26 protein-coding genes and 1 rRNA gene are annotated in these 22,556 nt (G+C 69.2%); 19 read left to right on the top strand and 8 right to left on the bottom strand.

Annotated elements, in window-relative coordinates:
* The first annotated feature begins 99 nt into the window (after positions 1 to 99).
* The 3 genes from rrf to ACFOWZ_RS28965 all read left to right on the top strand — a co-directional run bounded on the left by rrf (position 100) and on the right by ACFOWZ_RS28965 (position 1,958).
* Positions 100 to 216, top strand: a 5S ribosomal RNA gene (gene rrf / locus ACFOWZ_RS28975).
* Between the two features lie 117 nt (positions 217 to 333).
* On the top strand, positions 334 to 1,161 hold the full coding sequence (locus ACFOWZ_RS28970; protein ID WP_382377067.1) for a GNAT family N-acetyltransferase: 828 nt from the start codon (positions 334 to 336) through the stop codon (positions 1,159 to 1,161).
* Positions 1,149 to 1,958 (top strand): GNAT family N-acetyltransferase, encoded by an 810-nt coding sequence (locus tag ACFOWZ_RS28965; protein WP_382377066.1) that lies wholly within the window; start codon positions 1,149 to 1,151, stop codon positions 1,956 to 1,958. Before ACFOWZ_RS28970 ends, ACFOWZ_RS28965 begins: the two co-directional genes overlap by 13 nt.
* Positions 1,959 to 1,961: 3 nt before the next feature.
* Here the strand turns inward: ACFOWZ_RS28965 and ACFOWZ_RS28960 are convergent, their stop codons facing one another.
* Positions 1,962 to 2,411 (bottom strand): Lrp/AsnC family transcriptional regulator, encoded by a 450-nt coding sequence (locus ACFOWZ_RS28960; protein WP_030470355.1) that lies wholly within the window; start codon positions 2,409 to 2,411, stop codon positions 1,962 to 1,964.
* An 81-nt stretch (positions 2,412 to 2,492) separates the two neighbouring features.
* Between ACFOWZ_RS28960 and ACFOWZ_RS28955 the strand changes: the two genes are divergently transcribed.
* The 6 genes from ACFOWZ_RS28955 to ACFOWZ_RS28930 all read left to right on the top strand — a co-directional run bounded on the left by ACFOWZ_RS28955 (position 2,493) and on the right by ACFOWZ_RS28930 (position 8,963).
* Complete coding sequence (locus ACFOWZ_RS28955; RefSeq protein ID WP_382377065.1) at positions 2,493 to 2,924, top strand: rhodanese-like domain-containing protein; 432 nt, start codon at positions 2,493 to 2,495, stop codon at positions 2,922 to 2,924.
* Positions 2,925 to 2,949: 25 nt separating this feature from the next.
* Entirely contained in the window at positions 2,950 to 3,705 is a 756-nt protein-coding gene (locus ACFOWZ_RS28950; RefSeq protein ID WP_382377064.1) for a type 1 glutamine amidotransferase, read from the top strand.
* Positions 3,706 to 3,791: 86 nt separating this feature from the next.
* Positions 3,792 to 4,925 carry an inorganic phosphate transporter gene (locus tag ACFOWZ_RS28945; RefSeq protein WP_382377063.1) on the top strand — a complete coding sequence of 378 codons (1,134 nt, stop codon included), beginning with the start codon at positions 3,792 to 3,794 and terminating at the stop codon, positions 4,923 to 4,925.
* A complete protein-coding gene (locus tag ACFOWZ_RS28940; protein WP_382377062.1) occupies positions 4,922 to 5,107 on the top strand; it encodes a hypothetical protein in 186 nt (61 codons plus the stop codon). Before ACFOWZ_RS28945 ends, ACFOWZ_RS28940 begins: the two co-directional genes overlap by 4 nt.
* Positions 5,108 to 5,133: 26 nt before the next feature.
* Positions 5,134 to 8,034 (top strand): bifunctional [glutamine synthetase] adenylyltransferase/[glutamine synthetase]-adenylyl-L-tyrosine phosphorylase, encoded by a 2,901-nt coding sequence (locus ACFOWZ_RS28935; protein WP_382377060.1) that lies wholly within the window; start codon positions 5,134 to 5,136, stop codon positions 8,032 to 8,034.
* A complete protein-coding gene (locus tag ACFOWZ_RS28930) occupies positions 8,031 to 8,963 on the top strand; it encodes an NADP-dependent oxidoreductase (protein WP_382377059.1) in 933 nt (310 codons plus the stop codon). Before ACFOWZ_RS28935 ends, ACFOWZ_RS28930 begins: the two co-directional genes overlap by 4 nt.
* Positions 8,964 to 9,028: 65 nt before the next feature.
* Here ACFOWZ_RS28930 and ACFOWZ_RS28925 read toward each other — a convergent pair whose 3' ends face one another.
* Positions 9,029 to 9,262 carry a hypothetical protein gene (locus tag ACFOWZ_RS28925; RefSeq protein ID WP_189255750.1) on the bottom strand — a complete coding sequence of 78 codons (234 nt, stop codon included), beginning with the start codon at positions 9,260 to 9,262 and terminating at the stop codon, positions 9,029 to 9,031.
* 137 nt (positions 9,263 to 9,399) lie between these two features.
* Between ACFOWZ_RS28925 and ACFOWZ_RS28920 the strand changes: the two genes are divergently transcribed.
* From ACFOWZ_RS28920 to ACFOWZ_RS28905, 4 genes are all read left to right on the top strand, one after another.
* Positions 9,400 to 9,939, top strand: coding sequence for a hypothetical protein (locus ACFOWZ_RS28920; protein ID WP_382377058.1), 540 nt, complete (start codon positions 9,400 to 9,402; stop codon positions 9,937 to 9,939).
* Between the two features lie 31 nt (positions 9,940 to 9,970).
* The gene (locus ACFOWZ_RS28915; protein WP_382377057.1) at positions 9,971 to 10,141 is read left to right on the top strand and encodes a hypothetical protein; all 171 of its coding nucleotides are present in this window, start codon (positions 9,971 to 9,973) and stop codon (positions 10,139 to 10,141) included.
* A gap of 10 nt (positions 10,142 to 10,151) precedes the next feature.
* Positions 10,152 to 10,649, top strand: a complete 498-nt coding sequence (locus tag ACFOWZ_RS28910) for an NADAR family protein (RefSeq protein WP_382377056.1) — start codon at positions 10,152 to 10,154, stop codon at positions 10,647 to 10,649.
* 97 nt (positions 10,650 to 10,746) lie between these two features.
* The gene (locus tag ACFOWZ_RS28905; RefSeq protein ID WP_382377055.1) at positions 10,747 to 11,022 is read left to right on the top strand and encodes a hypothetical protein; all 276 of its coding nucleotides are present in this window, start codon (positions 10,747 to 10,749) and stop codon (positions 11,020 to 11,022) included.
* A 52-nt stretch (positions 11,023 to 11,074) separates the two neighbouring features.
* On the opposite strand, the gene glnA is transcribed toward ACFOWZ_RS28905, so the two are convergent.
* Entirely contained in the window at positions 11,075 to 12,499 is a 1,425-nt protein-coding gene (glnA, locus tag ACFOWZ_RS28900) for a type I glutamate--ammonia ligase (RefSeq protein ID WP_382377054.1), read from the bottom strand.
* A 169-nt stretch (positions 12,500 to 12,668) separates the two neighbouring features.
* On the opposite strand from glnA, the gene ACFOWZ_RS28895 reads away from it, so the two are divergent.
* Positions 12,669 to 13,142, top strand: coding sequence for an RDD family protein (locus tag ACFOWZ_RS28895; protein WP_382377053.1), 474 nt, complete (start codon positions 12,669 to 12,671; stop codon positions 13,140 to 13,142).
* 84 nt (positions 13,143 to 13,226) lie between these two features.
* Here ACFOWZ_RS28895 and ACFOWZ_RS28890 read toward each other — a convergent pair whose 3' ends face one another.
* Positions 13,227 to 13,955, bottom strand: coding sequence for a DUF4191 domain-containing protein (locus ACFOWZ_RS28890; protein WP_030470368.1), 729 nt, complete (start codon positions 13,953 to 13,955; stop codon positions 13,227 to 13,229).
* A gap of 62 nt (positions 13,956 to 14,017) precedes the next feature.
* Between ACFOWZ_RS28890 and ACFOWZ_RS28885 the strand changes: the two genes are divergently transcribed.
* From ACFOWZ_RS28885 to ACFOWZ_RS28870, 4 genes are all read left to right on the top strand, one after another.
* The gene (locus ACFOWZ_RS28885; protein WP_382377052.1) at positions 14,018 to 16,087 is read left to right on the top strand and encodes an ATP-dependent DNA helicase UvrD2; all 2,070 of its coding nucleotides are present in this window, start codon (positions 14,018 to 14,020) and stop codon (positions 16,085 to 16,087) included.
* A gap of 142 nt (positions 16,088 to 16,229) precedes the next feature.
* Positions 16,230 to 16,496, top strand: coding sequence for a hypothetical protein (locus ACFOWZ_RS28880; RefSeq protein ID WP_382377051.1), 267 nt, complete (start codon positions 16,230 to 16,232; stop codon positions 16,494 to 16,496).
* 97 nt (positions 16,497 to 16,593) lie between these two features.
* Positions 16,594 to 16,914, top strand: a complete 321-nt coding sequence (locus tag ACFOWZ_RS28875) for a WhiB family transcriptional regulator (RefSeq protein ID WP_382377050.1) — start codon at positions 16,594 to 16,596, stop codon at positions 16,912 to 16,914.
* A gap of 337 nt (positions 16,915 to 17,251) precedes the next feature.
* Entirely contained in the window at positions 17,252 to 18,073 is an 822-nt protein-coding gene (locus ACFOWZ_RS28870) for a class I SAM-dependent methyltransferase (RefSeq protein WP_174517953.1), read from the top strand.
* 676 nt (positions 18,074 to 18,749) lie between these two features.
* On the opposite strand, the gene ACFOWZ_RS28865 is transcribed toward ACFOWZ_RS28870, so the two are convergent.
* From ACFOWZ_RS28865 to ACFOWZ_RS28850, 4 genes are all read right to left on the bottom strand, one after another.
* Complete coding sequence (locus tag ACFOWZ_RS28865) at positions 18,750 to 19,289, bottom strand: hypothetical protein (RefSeq protein WP_382377049.1); 540 nt, start codon at positions 19,287 to 19,289, stop codon at positions 18,750 to 18,752.
* A gap of 85 nt (positions 19,290 to 19,374) precedes the next feature.
* A complete protein-coding gene (locus ACFOWZ_RS28860) occupies positions 19,375 to 20,685 on the bottom strand; it encodes an ABC1 kinase family protein (RefSeq protein ID WP_030470374.1) in 1,311 nt (436 codons plus the stop codon).
* On the bottom strand, positions 20,682 to 21,389 hold the full coding sequence (locus tag ACFOWZ_RS28855; protein ID WP_382377048.1) for a hypothetical protein: 708 nt from the start codon (positions 21,387 to 21,389) through the stop codon (positions 20,682 to 20,684). The genes ACFOWZ_RS28860 and ACFOWZ_RS28855 overlap by 4 nt, the downstream gene beginning before the upstream one ends.
* Before the next feature lie 138 nt (positions 21,390 to 21,527).
* Complete coding sequence (locus tag ACFOWZ_RS28850; protein WP_169774275.1) at positions 21,528 to 21,683, bottom strand: DUF5679 domain-containing protein; 156 nt, start codon at positions 21,681 to 21,683, stop codon at positions 21,528 to 21,530.
* A 195-nt stretch (positions 21,684 to 21,878) separates the two neighbouring features.
* Between ACFOWZ_RS28850 and ACFOWZ_RS28845 the strand changes: the two genes are divergently transcribed.
* A complete protein-coding gene (locus ACFOWZ_RS28845) occupies positions 21,879 to 22,406 on the top strand; it encodes a M48 metallopeptidase family protein (protein WP_030470376.1) in 528 nt (175 codons plus the stop codon).
* The last annotated feature ends 150 nt before the right edge of the window (positions 22,407 to 22,556 follow it).

The following is a 22,556-nucleotide window of genomic DNA, read 5'->3' as shown; positions in this document are numbered from 1 at the left end:
TAATAGGCCGAGGACTTGTTACAAAGACGCTACGCATCCACTGTGCGGTTCTGGAAGAACCGAGCGGCACCGATCGCCGCAGGTACAACTCCACAGAGTTTCGGTGGTTATAGCGTTGGGGAAACACCCGGTCCCATTCCGAACCCGGTAGTTAAGCCCTTCTGCGCCGATGGTACTGCACTGGTTACGGTGTGGGAGAGTAGGTCGCCGCCGGACAATCTTTCAGAAGACCCCTGAGGGTCGAGCACTTCGGTGCTCCCCTCAGGGGTCTTTTGCATGTCCGAGGCCGCGCCACTTCAGATTTTCGCTTGCCCGCCCTGGTCTCATGGACCCATGGACGCGGTCGTGCACAGCACCCTGGAGTCGTTCGACGCCGCCACGCACGATCGGCTCGCAGCCGATCCGGTGCGCAACACCATCGCGCTCACCTCCCTGGACCGCCTCCGCCGCCTGCCGGCCACCGACGCCTCGCCGATCCTCATCACGTTCCACGAAAACGGCGAAGTCGTCGGTTCCCTGGTCCGCACCCCGCCCTGGCCCTTCCAAGCAGCCGACCTCCCCCTCACCGCGGTCGACCTGGCGGCGCGAATCGCGAGCGAGATCGATCCGGACGCCCCAGGCGTGACCGGTCCGCGGCAAAGGTCAGAGGCGTTCGCCACAGCGACGGGCAAGAACTTCACCGAGTCCCTGGCCACCAGGCTGTACCGCCTGGGCACCCTGGCCCCGCCCACCATCGAGGGCTCGGGCCGCATGGCCTCCGAGGCCGACGTCGAACTCCTCGGCGCCTGGCGCAAGTCCTTCACGGCCGAAGCAGTGCCGGAGGCGCCAGCGGAACAGGGGATCGAGGTCATGCGGAGCTCCCTGCGCCTGGGCAACGGTCACGCCCTCTGGGAACACAACGGCGTCCCCGTGGCCTGGGCCGCAGCCAGCCTCCCCCAGGCGGGCATGACCAGGGTCGGCCCGGTCTACACCCCACCCGAGCACCGCAGGCACGGCTACGGCGCCGCAGTCAGCGCGATGGTCAGCCAGTGGGCCCTCGACCAGGGCGCCACCGACGTCCTCCTCTTCGCCGACCTGACCAACCCGATCTCGAACTCGATCTACCAACGCATCGGCTACGAACCACTCGACGACTGGGCGGAGTTCTGGTGGAAGCACTGATCCACGACGACCTCGAGGACTTCCTGGCGGTGGCCGGCGACTTCCTCGACGCCGACCCCGTGAACCACAGCGTTCACCTGACCACCCTGGACTCGGCCCTGCGCGGCATCAGGCAGCCCGCGGCCCTGATCTCGTTGCACGACAACGGTTCCTTGGTCGGCGCGGTGACCCGCATGCAGGACCGCCCGCTCCACATAGCGGCCATGCCGCCCACCGCCGCCCAAGCCGTGGCGGACGCCCTGCGCGGCCAGGAGATCGACGCAGTCACCGGACCTCTGGACCGCGTGGAGGCGTTCCGGCCCGTCTGGCGCGACGGCGGCCGGGAGATGTACCGCCTACGTCTCTACCGGCTGGGCGACCTCGCGGTTCCAGACGTGCCCGGCGAGTCCCGCCTCGCCACCGCCGAGGACGACGACCTCATCACCGAGTGGTGGCTGCAGTTCGCCGCAGAACTCGACGGCCTGGCCCGGGACGAGGCGGAAAAGGTGATGCGCGGCAGCCGGAACATGCCGGCGGGCCACGTCCTCTGGGTCGTCGACGGCACGCCTGTCTCCTGGGCGGGCACCACCGAACCGGTGGCAGGGGTCTCGCGGGTCGGCCCGGTCTACACACCGCCTGAGCACCGGAGGCACGGCTACGCGGCCGCGGTGACGGCGGCGGTCAGCCGGTGGGCGCACGGGGCAGGTGCCGACCAGGTCGTGCTGACCGCGGACCTGAAGGACCCGACGGCGAACTCCGTGTACCTGGGCATCGGGTTCGTGCCGGTCTCGGACTGGTCGGAGTACCGCTGGGACTAGGGCCTAGTCGAACAGCGCAGCCTCCACCGGCCGGTTGCGCACATGCGACGAGAACACCAACGACGTCGTGGTGTCGCCGTACCGCTGCATCACCTCGACCAGTTCCTCGAGCTCCACCATCGACCGGCACACCACCCGCAGCAGCCAGCAGTCATCTCCTGTCACGTGGTCGGCGTCCCGGATCTGCGGCAGCGCCAGCACGTGGGAGCGGAACCGGGGTGTGTCCAGCGAGCGGACCCGCACCCGCACGATCGACTCGATCGGCAGGCCCAGCCTGGCCGGGGAGACCACGGCGACGAAGCCAGTGATCACGCCCAGGGCCTCCAGGCGGCGCACGCGTTCGGTCACGGCCGGCGCCGACAGCGACACGACGCGGCCCAGCGCGGTGTAGGACATCCGCCCGTCCTGCTGCAACAGGTCCAGGATCTTCCAGTCCACGGCGTCGAGTTCCACCTGGAAATCATAAGGAGAACGGGCCGAACGCCTGGACTTCCGCATGTCCGGGGCGGCGACTGTCCAAGCAGGATCAAGGACATGACCAACGCACTGCGCTTCCCCGCCTCCGACCCGACCGCGGCCGCGATCTTCTTCGCCGCCGAGCTCTCGCTGGAAGCCGACCCCGACGACGTCCACCGGGACATGCTGGACGGCAACACCTCCGGCTACGTTCTGGTGGAGACGAGGAGCCCCGAGGCGTTCGCGAAGGCCCGCATCCCCGGCGCCATCAACCTGCCCTACCGCGACCTGCCCGAGCAGCTCGACCTCGACCCCGAACTCGTCTACATCTGCTACTGCGAGAGCTTCCAGTGCAACGCGGCGACCAAGGGGGCCCTCGCGCTCGCCCAACGGGGCTACAAGGTGAAGCGGCTCGCCGGGGGTATCACGGCCTGGCAGGAGGCGGGCTATCCGGTCGAGTCGGATCAGCTCATCGGCGCCGGTGTTTCTAAGGTCGCGTGTCATTGCTGAGTCAACCCGACATAGGCTCACATGTGTGACCGCACCGCGTTTGCTCGTCCTGCAGCCCTCGCAGTCAGACCCGCTGGCTGAGCTCGGCACCTGGCTGGAGGCCGAGGGCATCGAGCTGCACCTCGTGTCGCTGAAGGACGAGCCCGCACCGGAGAGCCTCGACGGCTACGACGGCGTCATCTGCCTCGGCGGTGAGATGGGGGCGCTGGACGACGCCGAGCACCCGTGGCTCGCCGACGCGCGCCGGCTGCTGTCGAACGCGGTGGCGCGGAAGCTGCCGACGCTCGCGATCTGCCTCGGCGCGCAGCTGCTCGCCGTCGCCACCGGTGGCCAGGTGCGCAAGGGTCCACAAGGGCCGGAGGTCGGCGTGCTGCTGGTGGCGAAGCGGGACTCGTCGGCGAACGACCCGCTGTTCGCCGACCTGCCGTTCACGCCCGACGTCCTGCAGTTCCACTCGGACGAGGTCCACCTGCTGCCGCCCGGCGCCGAACACCTGGCTGCCTCACCGAAATACCCGAATCAGGCGTTTCGGGTGGGATCGTGCGCCTACGGGCTGCAGTTCCACATCGAGACGACCCCGGAAATCGTCTTGAACTGGGCGGCCAAGGATCCTGTCTCGGCAGCGTGCGCGCGCCCGCAGCACTTCGACCAGGACTTCCTCGCGGAGGCCCATCGGGACCTCGCGGAGGTCTGGCAGCCGTTCGTGGCCAGGTTCGCCAAGATGGTGCGGGGAGAACTGTCGCCCGCGGGGTGTTTGGGCACACAACTTCCGTTGGTGTGACATTACTTTCGGAGGTTATAAGGCATCCTGAGTACCCGGTACCGTCACCTGTCGGACACCTTGTTCGATCCAGCCGGAGGATCAGTGTGGATCCCGCACTTGTAGTGATCATCGTTGTCGTCACTGCTCTCATCTTCGACTTCACCAACGGGTTCCACGACACGGCCAACGCCATGGCCACCTCCATCGCCACCGGTGCCCTGAAGCCCCGGACGGCGGTCGCCCTGTCGGCGGTCCTCAACCTCGTCGGCGCGTTCCTGTCGGTCGAGGTGGCCAAGACCATCTCCGGCGGGATCGTCGACGACGCCCAGATCACGCCGGCCGTCATCTTCGGCGGACTGGTCGGCGCGATCATGTGGAACCTGGTCACCTGGTACGTGGGTCTGCCGTCGAGCTCGTCGCACGCCCTGTTCGGCGGCCTGATCGGTGCGGCCTGGGTGTCGTCCGGAGTGGACGCCATCCACTTCGCCAAGGTGGTCGACAAGGTCCTGGTGCCCGCCATCGCGGCGCCGCTGATCGCCGGCCTGGTCGCGGCGATGGCCACGATCGTCGTCTACCGGCTCAAGAAGGCCGCCGACCCGCGTGTCTCGCACACCGGCTTCAAGGTCGGCCAGGTCGCGTCCGCCTCGCTGGTCTCGCTCGCGCACGGCACGAACGACGCGCAGAAGACCATGGGCATCATCACGCTGGCGCTGATCACGTCCGGCTCGCTCGCCCCCGGTTCGGCGCCGCCCACCTGGGTGATCGTCAGCGCCGGTCTCGCGATCGCGCTCGGCACGTACCTCGGCGGCTGGCGCATCACGCACACCCTCGGCCGCGGCCTGACGACCATCGAGCCCGCGCAGGGCTTCGCGGCGCAGACCTCGACTGCCACGGCGATCCTCGCGTCGTCGCACCTCGGCTTCGCGCTGTCCACCACGCACGTCGCGTCCGGCGGCATCATGGGCTCCGGCCTCGGCCGCGATCGGCGCGGCGTCAGGTGGGGCACGATGGGCAAGATGGCCGCGGGCTGGGTGCTCACGCTGCCCGCCGCCGGCATCGTCGGCGCGATCGCGGGCAAGTGGGCGTCGAGCGGCACCACCGGCGTCATCGGTGTCGCCGTGATCGGAGGCGCGGTGTCGATCGGCATCTGGATCCTGTCGCGCCGCGAGCCGGTGAAGCCCGAGCACATCGTCGACGAGGTCGCGGCCCAGGCCGAGCTGCACAAGGTGGCGGCATGACGATCAAGTGGGAGGCGCTGCTCCAGGTCTTCGGCGCCACGCTGCTCGTGACCCTCGTCGTCGTCACGCTGTTCGTGCTCGGCATCCGCGCGTTGTCGAGCGACAAGAAGGTTCCCGCGTACGCGAGCTTCGCCGGTTGCGTCGCGGTCGTGCTCTACGGGCTCTCTCTGATCGTCTTCTAGGGCTGTGAGGACTAGGTTGGCTCCTGATGAGCGAACCAGTCCGCCACGCGTCACCAGCAAGATTCGGACTCACCGAGCCGCGCAGCGAGGAAGCGCTGCGCGGTCTCGGCCTGTGGGCTGACCGCCGTCCCGCGGACGGCTCCGAACCGGTGCTGGCCGCCCTCTCCCGCTCACCCGACCCCGATCTCGCGCTGCGCGGATTGGAGCGGCTCCACGCGGTCGCCGACTGGGACGCCCTGTCGGTCGCGTTGCACCAGGACGAGGTGGTGCGCGGGCGCCTGCTCGCCGTGCTGGGGTCGTCGACCGCGCTGTCGGACTTCCTCGTCGTGAACCCGGACCGGTGGCGTTCGCTCACCGAAGAAGTCGACGTGTCGCTGGAGCTGCCGGACGGCGCCGTGCTGCGCACCGAGTACCGGGCGAAGCTGCTGCTCGTTGCCGCCAACGACCTTGCGCACGTCGTCGAGCCGACTTTGCCGTTCGTCCCGTACGACACGGTGGCGGCGCAGCTGTCCGATCTCGCCGTGTCGGCCTTGCGCGCGTCGTTGACCCTCGCGGCGAAACGGGTCAACGGTGCCGACCGCTGCCGGCTCGCGGTGATCGCGATGGGCAAGTGCGGCGCGAACGAGCTGAACTACGTGAGCGACGTCGACGTCGTGTTCGTCGCTGAGGGCGACCTGGGCGTGGCGACCCGGCTGGCCAGCACGATGATGCAGATCGCGGGCCAGTCGTGCTTCGAGGTCGACGCGGCGCTGCGGCCGGAGGGCAAGGCGGGCGCGCTGGTCCGCACGCTCGACGGGCACGCCTCCTACTACCAGAAGTGGGCGCGGACCTGGGAGTTCCAGGCGCTGCTGAAGGCGCGGCCGGTCGCGGGCGACGCCGAGCTCGGGCAGGCGTACCTCGACGTCGTGCGGCCGTACGTGTGGACGGCGGCCGAGCGCGAGAACTTCGTCGAGGACGTGCAGGCCATGCGCCGGCGCGTCGAGGACCACGTGCCGTCGGGGCTCGCCGACCGGGAGCTGAAGCTCGGCCGCGGTGGCCTGCGGGACGTCGAGTTCGCGGTGCAGCTGCTGCAGCTCGTGCACGGTCGTTCGGACGAGGAGCTGCGCATCCAGGCGACGACGGCCGCATTGGCCGCGTTGGGCCGTGGCGGGTACGTCGGGCGCAACGACGCGGCGGACTTCGGGCGTTCGTACCGGTTCCTGCGCACGTTGGAGCACCGGCTCCAGTTGCAGCGTTTACTGCGCACGCACCTCTTCCCCGCAGACGACGACGTCACGGCGTTGCGCTGGCTCGCGCGGTCGATCGGTCTGCACGCCGATGGGCGGAAGTCGGAGGGGCAGGTGCTGCTGGCGGAGTTCCGCAAGCACGCCAACCAGGTCCGGCGGCTGCACGAGAAGCTGTTCTACCGGCCGCTGCTGCAGTCCGTGGCGGGCGTGCCGACCGAGGCGTTGCGGCTCACCACCAAGGAGGCCGTGGCGAGGCTCGCGGCCCTCGGCTACACCTCGCCCGAGGGCGCGTTGCGGCACATCCAGGCGTTGACGCACGGAGTGTCCCGGCGTGCGCGCATCCAGGGCGCACTGCTGCCGGTGCTGCTGGACCTGTTCGCCGGCACGCCCGATGCCGACGGAGGGCTGCTCGCGTACCGGAAGGTGTCCGAGGCGCTCGCCGAAACCCCCTGGTACCTGCGGCTGCTGCGCGACGAGGGCGCTGTCGTCGAACGGCTCGCGGTGCTGCTCGGCACCTCCCGCTTCGTGCCGGACCTGCTGGTGCGGGCGCCGGAGGTGCTGCGGCTGCTCGCGGACACCGAGGCGCTGGTCGGACGTGACCCGCACGCGGTCGGCAACCCGCTGCGCAGCGCGGTCGCCCGGTACGACGACCTGACGCGCGCGGTCGCCGCAGCGCGGTCGTTGCGGCGGCACGAGATGTTGCGCATCGCCGCGGCGGACCTGCTGGGGTTCATGCCGCTGGAGACGGTGTGCGTGTCGTTGTCCGAGGTGTGGGTGGCGGTGTTGCAGAGCGCTTTGGACGCGGCTGTACGCGCAGCTGGGGAGCCGGTTGCCGCGCTCGCCGTGATCGGCATGGGGCGGCTCGGCGGGCACGAGCTCGGGTACGGCTCCGACGCGGACGTGATGTTCGTGTGCCGGCCGTTCGACGGCGTGTCCGACGCCGAGGCGGCGAAGTGGGCGAGCGGGGTCGTGGAGAACATCCGGCGCCTGCTGGGTGCGCCGTCGCAGGACCCGCCGCTGCAGGTGGACGCGGATCTGCGGCCGGAAGGCAGGCAGGGCCCGCTGGTCCGGACGTTGGACTCGTACCGTGCGTACTACCGGCAGTGGGCGGAGATCTGGGAGAAGCAGGCGCTGCTGCGGGCGCGCTTCATCGCGGGCGATGCCTCGTTGGGGGCGGAGTTCGAGGAGTTGATCGAGCCACTGCGTTATCCGGCCTCCGGGCTCGACGCGGCGTCCGTGCGGGAGATCAGGCGGATCAAGGCGCGGGTCGACGCGGAACGGCTGCCGCGCGGAGCCGACCCGAGCACGCACACCAAGCTCGGCCGCGGCGGGCTCGCGGACGTGGAGTGGACCGTGCAGCTGTTGCAGCTCCAGCACGCCGGTGCCGTGCCTGACCTGCGCACACCGTCCACAATGGCCGCGATGGCCGCCGCCGTCGAGGCCGGGCTGCTCGCTGCCGACGACGCCGCCGCGCTGACCGCGGCGTGGAACCTCGCGACGCACGCCCGCAACGCCGTGACGCTGGTGCGGGGCAAGGCGTCGGACCAGCTGCCGACGTCCGGGCGCGACCTCGTCGCCGTCGCGTCGGTCATGGGGTACCCGCCCGGCGGCGATCCGGGTGAGTTCCTGGAGGAGTACCGGCGCACCACCCGTCGTGCGCGTGCGGTGGCGGAGCGGGTCTTCTACGGTGAGGGACTGTGAAAGCGATCGCGCTTACCGAGTTCGGCGACGCCGAGGTCATGTCGTTGCAGGAGCTGCCCGATCCGCTGCTGGGACCCGACCAGGTCCTGGTGGAGGTCCGCGCGGCCGGGATCAACCCGGTGGACTTCAAGATCAGAGCCGGGTACCTGCGGGGTCTGATGCCTCACCACACGCCGTTGATCCCCGGCTGGGACGTGGCCGGTGTGGTGCGCGCCGTCGGCATCGGCGTGCAGGACTGGAAGCCGGGCGACGAGGTGCTCGCCTACGCGCGCAAGGACCACGTCCAGTTCGGCGCCTACGCAGAGCTGATCTCGGTGCCGGACAGGATGATCGCGCGCAAACCGTCCACCGTGGACTTCGTGACCGCCGCCGCGCTGCCGCTCGCCGGGCTGACGGCGTTGCAGGCGTTGAAGGCCGTCGGCACCGGCGCCGGTGACACCGTGCTCGTGCACGCGGCCGCCGGCGGTGTGGGACATCTCCAGGTGCAGATCGCGCGCGAGCTCGGTGCCGCGCGGGTGCTGGGCACCGCGTCGCCGCGCAACCACGACTTCGTGCGGTCGCTGGGCGCCGAACCGGTGGCCTACGGCGACGCGCTGGTCGACGCGGTGGCGGAGCTTGTCGGCGGCGACGGCAGGGTCGACGTGGTGATCGACAACGTCGGCGGGCTCGCGTTCGACCAGTCGTTGCAGCTGGTGCGCGACCGGGCGCGGATGACGTCCATTGTGGACGGCCCGCGGGCGCTGGAGCACGGTGTGATCAACACCTGGGCCCGGCCGAACGCCGAGCAGACCCAGTGGCTCGTCGACCTGGTCGCGGCCGGGAAGTTGCGCGTCGAGGTGCAGCAGACGTTTCCGTTGGCCGACGCGGTGAAAGCGCACAAACTGCTCGAAGGCGGGCACGTGCGCGGAAAAGTTGTACTAACAGTCTGAAAAATTCATGTCTGGCTTCAGGTTTGGGGGGCACTCCTGGTGGGGTGCCCCCACTTCTGGGCTGCTCAGTCCTCGTCCGAGTCGGGGTCGACAGCGGGAGCGCTGGTGTAAACCTCGACCACCCACTCCTCCTCCAACGACTCGGCGTCGTCGGCGTCGGGAACGAGCCGGTTGTAGACGCGGACCCCGAGGTCGAGCACGTCAGCGGCCTGAACCGCTTCGAGCGCCTCGGCTGCCGAGTCGACGATGTGGGTGGTGAGCAGCTGCGGAGCCGTGAATTCGGCGACATCTTGAGACACGGGCGGACCCTAGCGCATTGACGTTTCACCCGATCGAGATGAGACTGGCTGCGCTCAGCGGGGGAGCTGTTGTTTGTCACGGGGGTCGAACAGAGGAAGTCATGCAGCATCGTCGGGTCACGCGCCGAGGTAAGACCGTGATCGCCATTGCGGGTGTTGCTGTCGGTGTGCTCGCGTCACTGGGTGTGATCCAGTTCGCACTCAGCGGCGGGAACTCCGCCGCTCAGCCCAACACGACGTCGACGACGACTACGTCGAACGGCGTCCAAACGCCTGACGGCGCACTGGAAACCACCGAGCCTTCCGCCGACGTGAAGGTGCAGACGGGCTCGTTCAAGCAGCAGCGCGGCATGCTCACCATCGAAGTGACACGCGTAGAAGCCGCGAACGGCCGTGTGAAGCTCTTCGTGACGGCCACGAACGCCTCCCAGGCCAGGATGACCCTCCCCGTGAGCGGCATCGCGGTCCTGGACGATCTGAAGCGCACTTACGCGGCATCGAGCAGCAAGTGGGACGGCCTCGTCACCCAGGGCACCACCGCCTCGGGCACCGTGGTGCTCGACGAGAAAATCGGTGCGGGTGTGAACTCGCTCACGCTGACGTTCAACTCGATCTCCGGCCAGTTCGCCCCGACGGGCGCCGCGATCACGGTCACCGGGATCCCGCTGCCGAAGTGATTGATCCCCGCCGAACGGGTACGCCTCCTGCATGGCACAACGCGGAAGTGATCAACACGGCTTCGTGGCGGACGACCACCTGAAGAAGGAGCTCGAGAACGAGCTGCGCGCCAACGGCCCGACCCGGGCTGAGGCGTGGCGCGAACCCGAGATGCCGGCGCCGGACGAAAACGACGAGGACTCACGCGACCAGGTCACCTAGCCTGTCGTGCGTGAAGTACCTGTTCTTCTGGGGCCATCAGCCCGAACGTGACGGCAGCATCGGCAAGGGATGCCTGTCGCAGTGGTGGCCGTGCTCCTTCGTCGTTGACGGGCAACAGTTCTCGTCGGCCGAGCACTACATGATGTGGCGCAAGGCCATGCTGTTCGGCGACACCTCGGTCGCTGAACGGGTGCTCGCCGCGCGCACTCCCGGCGAGGCCAAGGCTTTGGGCCGTCAGGTTTCGGGTTTCTCCGACGCCGAGTGGGTTTCGGCGCGGCTGGAGATCGTGGTCGACGGCAACCTGGCGAAGTTCGGCCAGGATCCCGCGCTGCGTTCCTACTTGCTGGGAACGGGTTCGCGGATCCTGGTCGAGGCGAGCCCGCAGGACCGCGTGTGGGGCATCGGGTTGGTGGCGTCGGATCCGCGGGCTGCCGACCCGTCGACCTGGTTGGGGCTGAACCTGCTCGGGGAGGCGCTGATGGAGGTCCGGTCGCGGCTGTCCGCGTGAGGTTCTGTCCTTTCCGGACTCGCGCAGAAGACGGAGGCCGGCGGACGGAATCGCAAGAGCTCTGAACCCCGCGGCCGCCACACCCGTGTGTCAGGGCATGTTCAGCTACTCAGGACCGGCCCGGCTCGTGTACGCGGACGGCAGCGCGGCCGAGCTGGATCGGGTCGACCTCATCGAGACGGTGACCGACGACGGGTACTGGCAGCTGTCCGGGGCCGGCACGGCCGCGGAGGCTCTCGACGGTGGCGAGGCCCGGATCAAACTGCCGACCGGCGGCGAGGCCGACGTCATGGTCTCCAACGTGCGGGTCAGCGCGGGTGCCAGAGGGTTGTTGTGCACGGTGACCCTGATCAGCTCCGAAACCGCTGCATAGCCGGAAGGCCCGGCGGGGAATCCCACCGGGCCTTCCGGAAGAGCTCAACCGATCACACGTCGTAGTACAGCGCGAACTCGTAGGGGTTCGGGCGCAGACGCAGCGGGTCGATCTCCTGCTCACGCTTGTACGAGATCCAGGTGTCGATCACGTCCGGGGTGAACACGCCGCCCTCGAGCAGGAACTCGTGGTCGGCCTCCAGGTTGTCCAGCACGGCGTCCAGCGTCGCGGGGACCTGCTTGACGTCGCGGGCCTCCTCGGGCGGGAGCTCGTAGAGGTCCTTGTCGATCGGGGCCGGCGGCTCGATCTTGTTCTTCACGCCGTCGAGGCCCGCCATGACCATCGCCGAGAAGGCGAGGTACGGGTTGCCCGACGAGTCGGGGCAGCGGAACTCGATGCGCTTGGCCTTCGGGTTGTTGCCCGTGATCGGGATGCGGACGCACGCCGAGCGGTTGCGCTGGGAGTAGACCAGCGAGACCGGGGCCTCGTAGCCGGGGACCAGGCGGTGGTAGGAGTTCACCGTCGGGTTGGTGAAGGCCAGCAGCGACGGCGCGTGGTGCAGGATGCCGCCGATGTAGTGGCGGGCGGTGTCGGACAGGCCCGCGTAGCCGCTCTCGTCGTGGAACAGCGGCGCGCCGTCCTTCCACAGCGACTGGTGCGTGTGCATGCCCGAGCCGTTGTCGCCGAACAGCGGCTTCGGCATGAAGGTGACGGTCTTGCCGGCCTGCCACGCGGTGTTCTTGATGATGTACTTGAACAGCATCAGGTCGTCGGCGGCGTGCAGCAGCGTGTTGAAGCGGTAGTTGATCTCCGCCTGGCCCGCGGTGCCGACCTCGTGGTGGGCGCGCTCGACCGCGAAGCCGTTCGCCTCCATGTTGAGGACCATCTTGTCGCGGAGGTCCGCGTAGTGGTCGGTCGGCGTGACGGGGAAGTAGCCGCCCTTGTACTTCACCTTGTAGCCGAGGTTGCCGCCCTCTTCGTCGCGGCCCGTGTTCCACCAGCCGGACTCGGAGTCGATCTTGTGGAACGACGCGTTCGCGGTGGTGTCGAACTGGATCGAGTCGAAGATGTAGAACTCGGCCTCGGCACCGAAGTACGCGGTGTCGGCGATGCCCGAGTCGGTGATGTACTGCTCGGCCTTGCGCGCGATGTTGCGCGGGTCGCGGCTGTACGCCTCACGCGTGAACGGGTCGTGCACGAAGAAGTTGACGATCAGCGTCTTCTCGATGCGGAACGGGTCGAGACGCGCGGTGTACAGGTCGGGCAGCAGCAGCATGTCCGACTCGTGGATGGACTGGAAGCCGCGCACGGAGGAGCCGTCGAAGGCGAGACCCTCTTCGATCGCGTCGGCGTCGAACGCCTTGGCCGGCAGCGTGAAGTGCTGCATCACGCCGGGCAGGTCGCTGAACCGCACGTCGACGAACTTGACGCCCTCGTCGGAGATGAACTTCAGCACCTCGTCGGAATTTTTGAACACCCTCGTCGACTCCTTGACTATGGACAACGGCTGGTCATCGCGAGCGACCGTATGTCGGCGGTGTTGCCCGTCCGTCACTCGGATGTTTCGCCAGTGTTAACGGGGTGGTTCAAGGCGGCAAGACGACCTGCCGGTCCTCACCCGATGTTCACAGGCTTACTCTGGTGGAGTGAGCAGGTGGACCGGTTCGTGGCTGTCAGGACCTCAATCGGTGCTGTCTCCGGGTGAGGACTCGAACGACGGCACCAAACAGCGCTGGCGTGGTGAGCGTCACGGCTTCCCGGAGAAGGGGCCGGGCTCCATCGCCTCGATCGGGAGGCGCACGTTCGCCATCCTGACCGACTTCGTCCTCGCGGCCGGTGTCGCCGCGGTGTTCACGCGGCCTGAGCTGCCGAAGAACTGGAGCCTGCTGGCCTGGTTCGTCATCACCGTGGTCGCGGTCGCGTTCTTCGGGTTCACGCCGGGGCACGCGCTGTTCGGCCTGCGGGTGGCGCGCATCGACGGCAAGACCTTCGTGCACCTGCCCCGCGCGCTGCTGCGCACGATCCTCATCTTCCCGCTGATCCCGGCGCTGGTCTGGGACTCGGACGGACGGTGCCTGCACGACAAGGCCGCGGGCACGGTCGTCATCAAGGTCAGGTAGTCCCGAGCACGCGAAAGGGCCCGCCGCACATCTCGTGCGGCGGGCCCTTCCACGTGGTGGGAGCTGGTCAGGGACGACCTGAGGTCAGCGGCGGCGCAGCGTGCGCTGGACGTTGCGCATCTTGGCGCCCTGCGGCATCGGGCCCTTGGGCAGCGCGGCACCGCGGCTGGCGAGTGCGGCGAGACGGGTCTCGAGCGCGTCGACCTGGGCGGCCGTGATGTTGCGCGGCAGCTTCATCAGCGTCGACTGGAGCTTCTTCAGCGGGACCTGGCCCTCGCCGGTGCCGATGATGAAGTCGTAGATCGGGGTCTCGCCGACGACGCGCGAGATGCGCTTCTTCTCCTGCGCGAGGAGCGGCTTGACCCGCTGCGGCGCACCCTCGGCGACCAGAACGACACCGGGACGGCCGAGCACGCGGTGCACGGCGTCGAGCTGGGTCGTGCCCGCGACGGCGGGGGTGACGCGCCAGCGACCGCGCAGGTTCTCGAGCGCCCACGCGCCCGCGCCCGGCTGGCCGTCGGCCTTGCGGAAGACGTTGCTCTGCACGCGGCGGCCGAAGATGATCACGGCCAGCAGCGCGCCGATCGCGACGCCCAGCGGCACGAACATCCAGACCGCGTTGAAGATCAGGCCGAGGACCACGGCGATCGCCGTGACGCCGAGGACGGCCCCCAGCATCAGCGGGATCAGCGCCTTGTCCTCGCGGCGTTGCATCTTGAACGCCTCGAAGATCTGCTTGCGCCGTTCGCGTGATGCCGCGCGACGAGCCTTCGCCGCTTCCTTGGCAGCCGCCTTGTCCTGCTTACCAGCCATACCCATCAGGATACGGCGCGCTGGTCTCAGCGTTGCATCGGCCATCTGCGAGACTGCCGGGCATGGAGGCGTTGCTGGAGGGTCTTGATCCGGAACAGCGCGCAGCGGTCGAAGCGCCGCGCGGCCCGGTGTGCGTGCTCGCGGGCGCCGGTACCGGTAAAACGCGCACCATCACGCACCGCATCGCCTACCTGTGCCAACGCGGTCACGTCGCCCCGTCGCAGGTCCTCGCGGTCACGTTCACCAAACGCGCCGCAGGGGAGATGCGCACCCGTCTGCGTTCTCTGGACGTGCACGGTGCACAGGCCGTGACGTTCCACGCCGCCGCCTCACGCCAGTTGCGCTACTTCTGGCCACGCGTCATCGGTGGCCCGCGCTGGGAGCTCGTCGACCAGAAGATCCGCGTCGTCGCCCGCGCCGCGTCCCGGCTGGGCCTGCCGACCGAGACCGACGCGCTGCGCGACCTGACCAGCGAGATCGAGTGGGCGAAGGCGTCGCTGCTGACGCCGGAGGACTACCCGGTGGCCGCCGCCCGCGCCGCGCGGGACATCCCGGCGCCCGCCGAGCAGATCATGAAGCTCTACACGACCTACGAGCAGCTCAAGAACGAGGCGCAGCTGCTCGACTTCGACGACCTGCTGCTCTACACGGCGGGGGCCCTGGAGGACAACGCGGAGGTCGCGCAGGAGTTCCGCGACCGCTACCGCTGCTTCGTCGTCGACGAGTACCAGGACGTGACGCCGTTGCAGCAGCGCGTGCTCGACTCGTGGCTCGGCGGCCGCGACGACCTGACCGTGGTCGGTGACGCGAACCAGACCATCTACTCGTTCGCCGGCGCCTCGCCGCAGCCGCTGCTCAACTTCGCGCGGCGGTTCCCCGAGGCCGTCGTCGTGCGGCTGGAGCGCGACTACCGGTCGACGCCCCAGGTCGTGGGGCTGGCCAACGACGTCATCAAGTGGGCGCGCGGCCGTCCTGCCGGGTCGCGGCTGCAGCTGATCGGACAGCGGCCGGACGGGCCGATGCCGCGGTTCCACGAGTTCGACGACGAACCGGCCGAGGCGGACGCGGTCGCGGGGCGGATCAAGACGCTGCTCGACGAGGGCGTGGCGGCGTCGGAGATCGCGATCCTCTACCGCGTCAACGCGCAGTCCGAGGCGTACGAGCAGGCGCTCGCGTCGCTCGGCATCCCGTACCTCGTGCGCGGCGGCGAACGGTTCTTCGAGCGCGCCGAGGTCCGCCAGGCGATGATCGCGCTGCGTTCGGCGGGCGAACGCGACGGGAGCCTGCCCGAGGTCGTCCGCGCGGTGCTGGGCCGGGTCGGGCTGACCGACGAACCACCGACCGGTGGCTCCGCGCGCGAACGCTGGGAGTCGTTGCTCGCGCTGGTCGAGCTCGCCGAGGAGTTCGCCGCCGCGGTGCCGGACGCCGACCTGCCGCGGTTCTGCGCGGAGCTGGACGTGCGGGCCGAGGCGCAGCACCCGCCGACCGTCGAGGGAGTCACGCTCGCCTCGCTGCACGCGTCGAAAGGTCTGGAGTGGGACGCCGTGTTCCTCGTCGGACTCGTCGAGGGCACGATGCCGATCCAGTACGCCGACGGTGACGAGGCGAAGGTCGAAGAAGAACGCCGCCTTCTGTACGTAGGTGTCACGCGCGCGCGTGAGCACCTCTGGCTGTCGTGGGCGTTGTCGCGCGCGGCCGGTGGGCGCAAGTACCGCCGCCGGTCTCGCTTCCTCTACAACCTGGTGCCCGAGAACCACCCGGCCGCACGGGTATCTGCGGGCGCTCAGCGGCCACCTCTGATGAAGAAGGAAAAACCGACCTGCCGGGTCTGCGCGGCGACTTTGGTCGAAGCACAGGCAGTGAAGCTTGGTCGTTGCAGGTCCTGCCCGTCCGATGTGGACGAGGAACTGCTCGAGTCGCTCCGTCAGTGGCGTGCGGCGCGGGCGCGGGAGCTCAAGGTGCCCGCGTACGTGGTCTTCACCGACGCGACCCTGATGGCGATCGCGGAGCAGCGACCCACGGATTCGGCCGGACTCGTGGCGATCTCGGGCATCGGCGCGTCGAAGCTTGATAAGTTCGGCGACGACGTGTTGGGCCTGGTCCGGGCCGGTGTCGGGTACTCCGCCACCTGATCGGGACGAGTTTCGTTAAATAGGTTGCGAGCCCCTGGGACGGGGTCATAACCTGCTCATGCCGGGTCCGGAGGACCCGTCTGGGGAAGAAGAACTACTACTAGCTCTCTACAGCAGAGCTCTCTTGGAGGAGGTGGCCGTTGTGAAGCTCTTCACGACTTCGCGCGCGCTCGGCCTCCCGTTGACCGAGGGCCTCTGCACGTCCGCAGCCGCTCAGGCCATGTGGCACAAGTCTGCCCACAAGCCAGTGGCACTGCTGGGTCGTGAGCGCGGCACCGCCCTGCGCGGGATCGCACTGCGCGGCACCGAACTGACCAGCGAGCAGCCGATCGTGCTGCCGGTCGTCGACGACAACTACACGAATGCGCTGTCCGCGCATCAAGTGAGAAGGCTCCTGCCGACCCCATAGGGGGTCGAAGGACCACCAGGCTCACGAAAGCCGCGGACTCGTACAGAGTCCGCGGCTTTCGTGTTTTTGCAGTACCCCACACAAGGAGAAAACCCAGATGTTGACCGCGACTGTCCCGCTCACCGGCGAGACACTTCCGGACCTCGCGGAGGGGCTCGACATCCCCTGCCGCACCCACAACCCCGACCTCTGGTTCGCTGACGCGCCGGCCGACCTCGAGAAGGCGAAGTCCTTCTGCGGGACCTGCCCGGTGCTGGCGGAGTGCCTCGCCGGCGCGCTCGCCCGTCACGAGCCGTGGGGCGTCTGGGGTGGAGAGATCTTCGAGCGCGGTGTCGTCATCGCGCGGAAGCGCCCGCGTGGCCGTCCGCGCAAGGACGCGACTGTTGTCACTGCTGGCAAGACGGAGGCGGCGGCGTGAACACCGTGCAGATCAACCACAGCGCAATGCCCGCCTACCTGAACGAGGCCCTGACACCCATGTCTCTGAACGAAGAATTCGTGCGAATACGAATACAAGAAGCCCAGAGGTTCGCTGAAGAGCAACGCCTGGCGAACCGCCTCGCGTCAGCGCAACGTTGGCGCAGGTTGTCGCGATGGGCGGGACGCAGAGCGGCTCGCTTCGACCTCTGACAGTCTCGAGCTGAGGCCGTCATCCACGAGAAGGTGGATGGCGGCCTCGGCCGTTCCTCCGTACCGTTCCCTTTGTGCCGCACCACACCCACGACGGAATCGACTGGTCCGCTCGACTGAGCGGAATGAGGCGCTACGGCGCCCTGCAAGAAGAGGCGTTGTCTCAGGTCGCACGGAGACTCGTCGCACCTCTCCCCGACTCGCCGGTGGTCATGGACGTCGGCTGCGGCGCGGGCTCCATGAGCGTGCCCCTGGTCTCGGCCCTGCGCGAACACGGCGGAGGCGTCCTCGTCCTGGTAGACGCCACCCCCGAACTCCTGGACGCAGCCTGCACCGCCGCGCGCGCCGAAGCAGACGGCGCCGTGTCGGTGAAACCGGTCCTGGCAGACCTGGCCACCGAAGACCCGCTGTCGTTCGCCGGCCCGGTCGAGCTCATCTGGGGCTCGCGGGTGATCCACCACCTCCCCGACCAGCTGCGCGGCGTCCGCCGCCTGGTCTCCGCCCTGGCTCCGGGCGGCTGGCTGGCCCTGGCCGAGGGTGGCCTGGAAACCCGCTTCCTGCCCTGGGACCTGGGCGTCGGCGAACCGGGCCTGGCCGACCGCCTGGCAGCGGCCCGCGCCGAGTGGTTCGTGTCGATGCGCGAAGGCATGACCGGCGCGGTCCGCCTACCCGTCGGCTGGAACGTCGCACTGGCCGACGCGGGCCTGGGCGAGATCAGCGCCTTCAGCTTCGTCGTCGACCACCCGGCCCCGGCCAAGCACTTCGTGCGCGAGTGGGCGGTGGACCGCCTGACCTGGCTGGCCGAGGTCACCTCGTCACGCCTGCACGCCGCCGACCGCGACGCGCTGCGCCGCCTGCTGAACCCCTCCGACTCGGAGTACGTCGGCGCACGTGAGGACGTGTTCCTGCTGGAGACGGACACCGTCCACCTGGGACGGCGCCGGTGACCGCGTGCCACAGATGTGGGCGGTCGCGCACCTCCGTTTCTGACCTGGAGTTCCTGGCCTGGTCGTCGGAGCGGGTCGGTGGGTCGGTTCGGTGGTTGTGTCACGTCTGCGCGAAGACGCACGTGCGGGACATCGAAGGGAAGTTGCCGGACGAGTACTGGCGCTGATTCGTGGGGTCGGGGTCGGGTCCGGTGTGGACGGTCGACCTCGTGCGGGCAGCGTTGGTGGCCGGGTGGGACCCCGGGTCGGGGTCGGCGGCCGGGCGGAACCCAGGTCCGGGGTCGGCAGCCGAGCGGGCCCCTGGTCGGGGGCGGCGATCGGGTGGGACCACGGGCTGGGGTCTGCGCCCCAGTGTTCTTTCGGCGTTTGATGGCGTTGGTGTGCTGCTCGGGCGAGATGGTCGGTCGGCGGTGTTGGTCGCACGTCGCGGCCTTCGCGGCGCGGGTCAGGTCTGGGCGGCCAGTTCGTCGGAAGGCGTCGGTGGATGGTCGAAGTCGCAGCCCGGCACGGCGTTCTGTCGGACGTGTGAGCGTGTTGGCACGCTGCTCGAGACCGGCGTTCGTCCGAGGCGGCAGGCGCAGGTCGCGACTCATCCCGCGCAGGTCGGACGCGCTCGCCTCATCGCCGAAACCGCCGAGATGACCGAGTCGGCACAGCCCGGCCAGCCTTCCGCCGGTCACTCCGGAAACAGGTGGCATAAGGCCTGCCTGACCAGCGCCGTTCCCCGCCGACAGCTCCTCCGCAGCTCCTCGCGAAGATCACCCGGCGAGCAGAGCCGAGCCTCCACCACGGAGTCGAGGATCCCCACGACCGCTCGCGGGTTCGTCTCCCGGCGAGCCATGTCCAGCGCAGCCCGAGCCGGAAGAGCCAGGCGAAGTCCGTCGCGCGACACCACACCCGGCGGTCGGGTCGTGCGTTCCAGCAGGATCGACGGATGGGCCTTTCGCGCGTTGCTGCCCGCCAGCACGTGGATGTGTCTGGGGAGCGGGAGCGTGGCGCCTTGCCGGGTCAGTGCGTCCGCGCCCGTGATGACCGCGGAAGGGCCCGCGTAGGACAGCACCGCGCGAAGCCGGTCCAGCCGGGTCGGGGGTGACGGCTTCTGCAGAACAACTCCGGGCAGCAGCTGTTGCCACGGTCCGGCCGGAGTGCAGTGACGCAGGATCTCCCGCGAGGAGACACCGGATTTGCGCAGGTCAGCGGTGGTTGTGATGGCCATGGGGTAATCGTGGCCCACCGGCGGAGCGTCAAATGGGGCTCAGCACCAACCTGTGGACAACTCCGGCAACGTTCACTCGGACGAGTTAGTCGTCGAACCCCGGTTGCCAGCGCGCGACGATGTCGCGTGCCGTCACGTGGGCGTCGAGCTGGCAGAGGATTCCCGTCGCGCCCAGCGTCACGCGGTGGATCAGCAGGTACTGCGGCGGCAGGTTCAGCGAACGGCCCGTCTGCGAGTCCGGGCTGCGCAGGTCGCCCACCCGTTCCGCCTGCGACTGCAGCCAGCGGCGGGTGAAGTGGAACGACTCGGTGCGCAGCGGCTCCACGAACGGGGCCAGGTAGCCGAGCACGTCGTCGCCGTGCAGGACCATGCCCTCGCGGATGAAGTTCTCGGTGCGCAGGAGCTCCACCAGGTCCGCCGACCTGCCGTCCAGCGCGAGCCTGGTCATCAGTCCGAGCGTCTTGGGCAGGCCGTCGGGGAGGCGGGCCACGGCGCCGAAGTCGATCACGCGCAGCAGGCCGTCGTCGCCCAGCATGAAGTTGCCGGGGTGCGGGTCGGCGTGCAGCAGGCCGGAGCGCGACGGGGCCGAGAAGTGGAACTCGGCCAGCAGCTGTCCGGCCAGGTCGCGCTCTTCGACGGAACCCTCGCGGATGATCTGGGACAACGGCGTGCCCGAGGTCCACTCGGTCACCATGACCTTGGGCGCCGAGGCGACGACACGGGGGACCAGCACGCGCGGATCGTTCTCGAAGGCCTTCGCGAACGTGCGCTGGTTCGCCGCCTCGTCGCGGTAGTCGAGCTCCTCCAGGTACCGGTCGCGCAGCTCCTCCAGCAGGGGGCGCACGTCGGTGCCGGGCATGATCGCCTGCAACAGCCTCGAGAACCGCAGCAGCTGCTTCAGGTCCGCGCGCAGGGCCTCGTCCGCGCCGGGGTACTGGACCTTCACCGCCACGTCGCGGCCGTCGTGCCACACGGCGCGGTGCACCTGGCCGATGGACGCCGACGCGGCCGGCTCGTCGTCGAACGACTGGAAGCGCTTCGCCCAGGACGAGCCGAGCTGTTCGGCGAGCACGCGGTGCGTGGTGCGGGCGGGCATCGGCGGGGCCGCGGTCTGCAGCTTCGTCAGCGCCTCGCGGTACGGGGCCGCGAGCTCGTCCGGGACCGCCGCCTCGAAGACGCTCAGCGCCTGGCCGAACTTCATGGCGCCGCCCTTGAGCTGGCCGAGCACCGCGAAGACCTGTTCCGCCGTCTTGGCCGTCACCTCGGCGTTGACCTCGTCGGCCGCGCGTCCGGTCAGTCGCTTCCCCCAGCCGCCCACCACCCGGCCGGCCACCCCGAGCGGGAGGCTCGCCAGCTTGGCGGTGCGCTGCACGGCCTTGCGCGGAATCTCGGTCACTCGGCCATGTTATGTGCGGAGCACTGACAGTCAGGGTGCGGATACCAGCTTCGTCTCTCAGCGACACCCGCGACGAGGTCGAGCTCGACGGTGGCGTTCAGCACGGGCGGCGGGGCGAGGTCGCGGCCCCGGACGAAGACCAGAGACTCCAGGATCTGCACCACCGCCAGCGCGGCCGTTCCCGACGCGAACAGGACGTCCGTGGAAGCCGGTTTGCCGACGAGCTGGGCCGCGATGGCGGGCCAGGCGGGATCGTGGTCGGTGCGGTGCAGGTCCGCGCAGTTCAGGCAGCTCGTGCGGCCGGGGAGGACGAGCGGTCCGACGATGCCCACGCCCTCACGTACGCGCACGGTCAGATGCGGCGTTCGGGACGCCATCAGCCCGCTCACGACCGTCGGATCGGGGACGAGCGTGGCCGCGAGCACCACCAGATCGGCGTGGTGAGCCAGGCGAACGCCCGATTCAGCTAGAAGCGAAGTAATTGAAAGTGCAAGGTGTCCGGCGCCCTGGACGGCGACCGCCGCGCCCTTCGCGGGGGAGCCGGTGTCGAGTAGACCGGCTTCTTCGAGTGCGGCGAGAACATCACTCAACTGGGTGGGGTCTTCGCCACGTGCTTTCAGTCTTTCACCCAGTTCAGCGACCGTGTGGCGGCCGTCGAGGGTGATCAGTTCGTCGACCAGCGCCTCGGGCAGCGAGTCGATCACCACGGCGTGCTTCGGGTCCGTGCCGACCTGGACGACGCCGGGTCCGCGACGCACCACGGCGAGTCCTGCACGCACGCGAGGTCTGGTGTCCACGTGAGAAAGACTGGCAGGGGGCGAGGCCCCCTGCCAGCGGAAACGTCAGACCTTGGCCTTGCCGAGGATCCGCGTCATCTTCGTTCCGCAGACAGGGCAGGTGCCCTTCGCCATGCGCCGGCCGTTGGTCTCCTCGACCTTGCCGTCGAAGTCGCGCTTCTCCCGGCACTTGACGCAGTAGCCGTTGTACTTCTCGGCCACAGCCCCTCCCTTGCAGTTGTGAGTGCGGACACACTCGGGGACCTTGGCGCGACGGTACCTCCGCGAGGCGGCGAAACCGCGCATGTCGATCCTGCGCGTGTCCAGCCGCCGTTCGGTGGAACTTCACCCGCCGGGTGCGCGGCTGCCGCCGGTTGGGGGCGGAAAATTGTCGGTGGCGCCGTTTACGGTGACTCCATGGCCGAACCGCGGGTGGAGGTGCGGCGGAGCCCCCGGCGCCGCCGCATGGTCAGCGCGTACCGGGAGGGCGACACCGTCGTCGTCCTTCTGCCGGCACGGATGACCAAGGGGGAAGAGAAGCACTGGGTGGCGGAGATGTTGAGCCGCCTCCAGCGCAGTGAGACGCGCAGGAAATCTCCTGCGCGGACGTCGGACGAGGCGCTGATGGCGCGGTGCGCCGAGCTGTCGGCGCGCTACCTGGACTCGCTCGCCGACCCCGTCAGCGTGCGCTGGGTGCCGCCCATGCGCACGCGCTGGGCGTCCTGCACGCCGACCGAGGGCACGATCAGGGTGTCCGAACGGCTGCGCGACGTGCCGCCGTGGGTGCTCGACTACGTGCTCGTGCACGAGTTGGCGCATTTGCTGGTGCCAGGGCACGGCAAGGACTTCTGGGAGTGGGTGCACCGCTACCCGAAGACCGATCGGGCCATGGGTTACCTGGAAGGTCTCTCGGCCGCCGCAGGCTGGGGGATCACCGAAGACTGAGTTCCACGCTTCGCTCAGGGTGGGGTGTGCTCGCGGAGAACGCTCGCCGGTCCTCGCTCAGGTGTCTTCTGGGGGCCGAGCCCCCAGACCCCACGCCGGGGGCAAGCCCCCGGACCCCCGGCCGCCTCGCCTTCGGCATCGGCAGGCCCA

This window comes from Lentzea rhizosphaerae (assembly GCF_042649515.1).
GTDB classification, from domain to species: Bacteria; Actinomycetota; Actinomycetes; order Mycobacteriales; family Pseudonocardiaceae; genus Lentzea; species Lentzea aerocolonigenes.
Note: the sequence above shows the minus strand (reverse complement) of the source record. Positions and strands in the feature narration are given on the sequence as shown.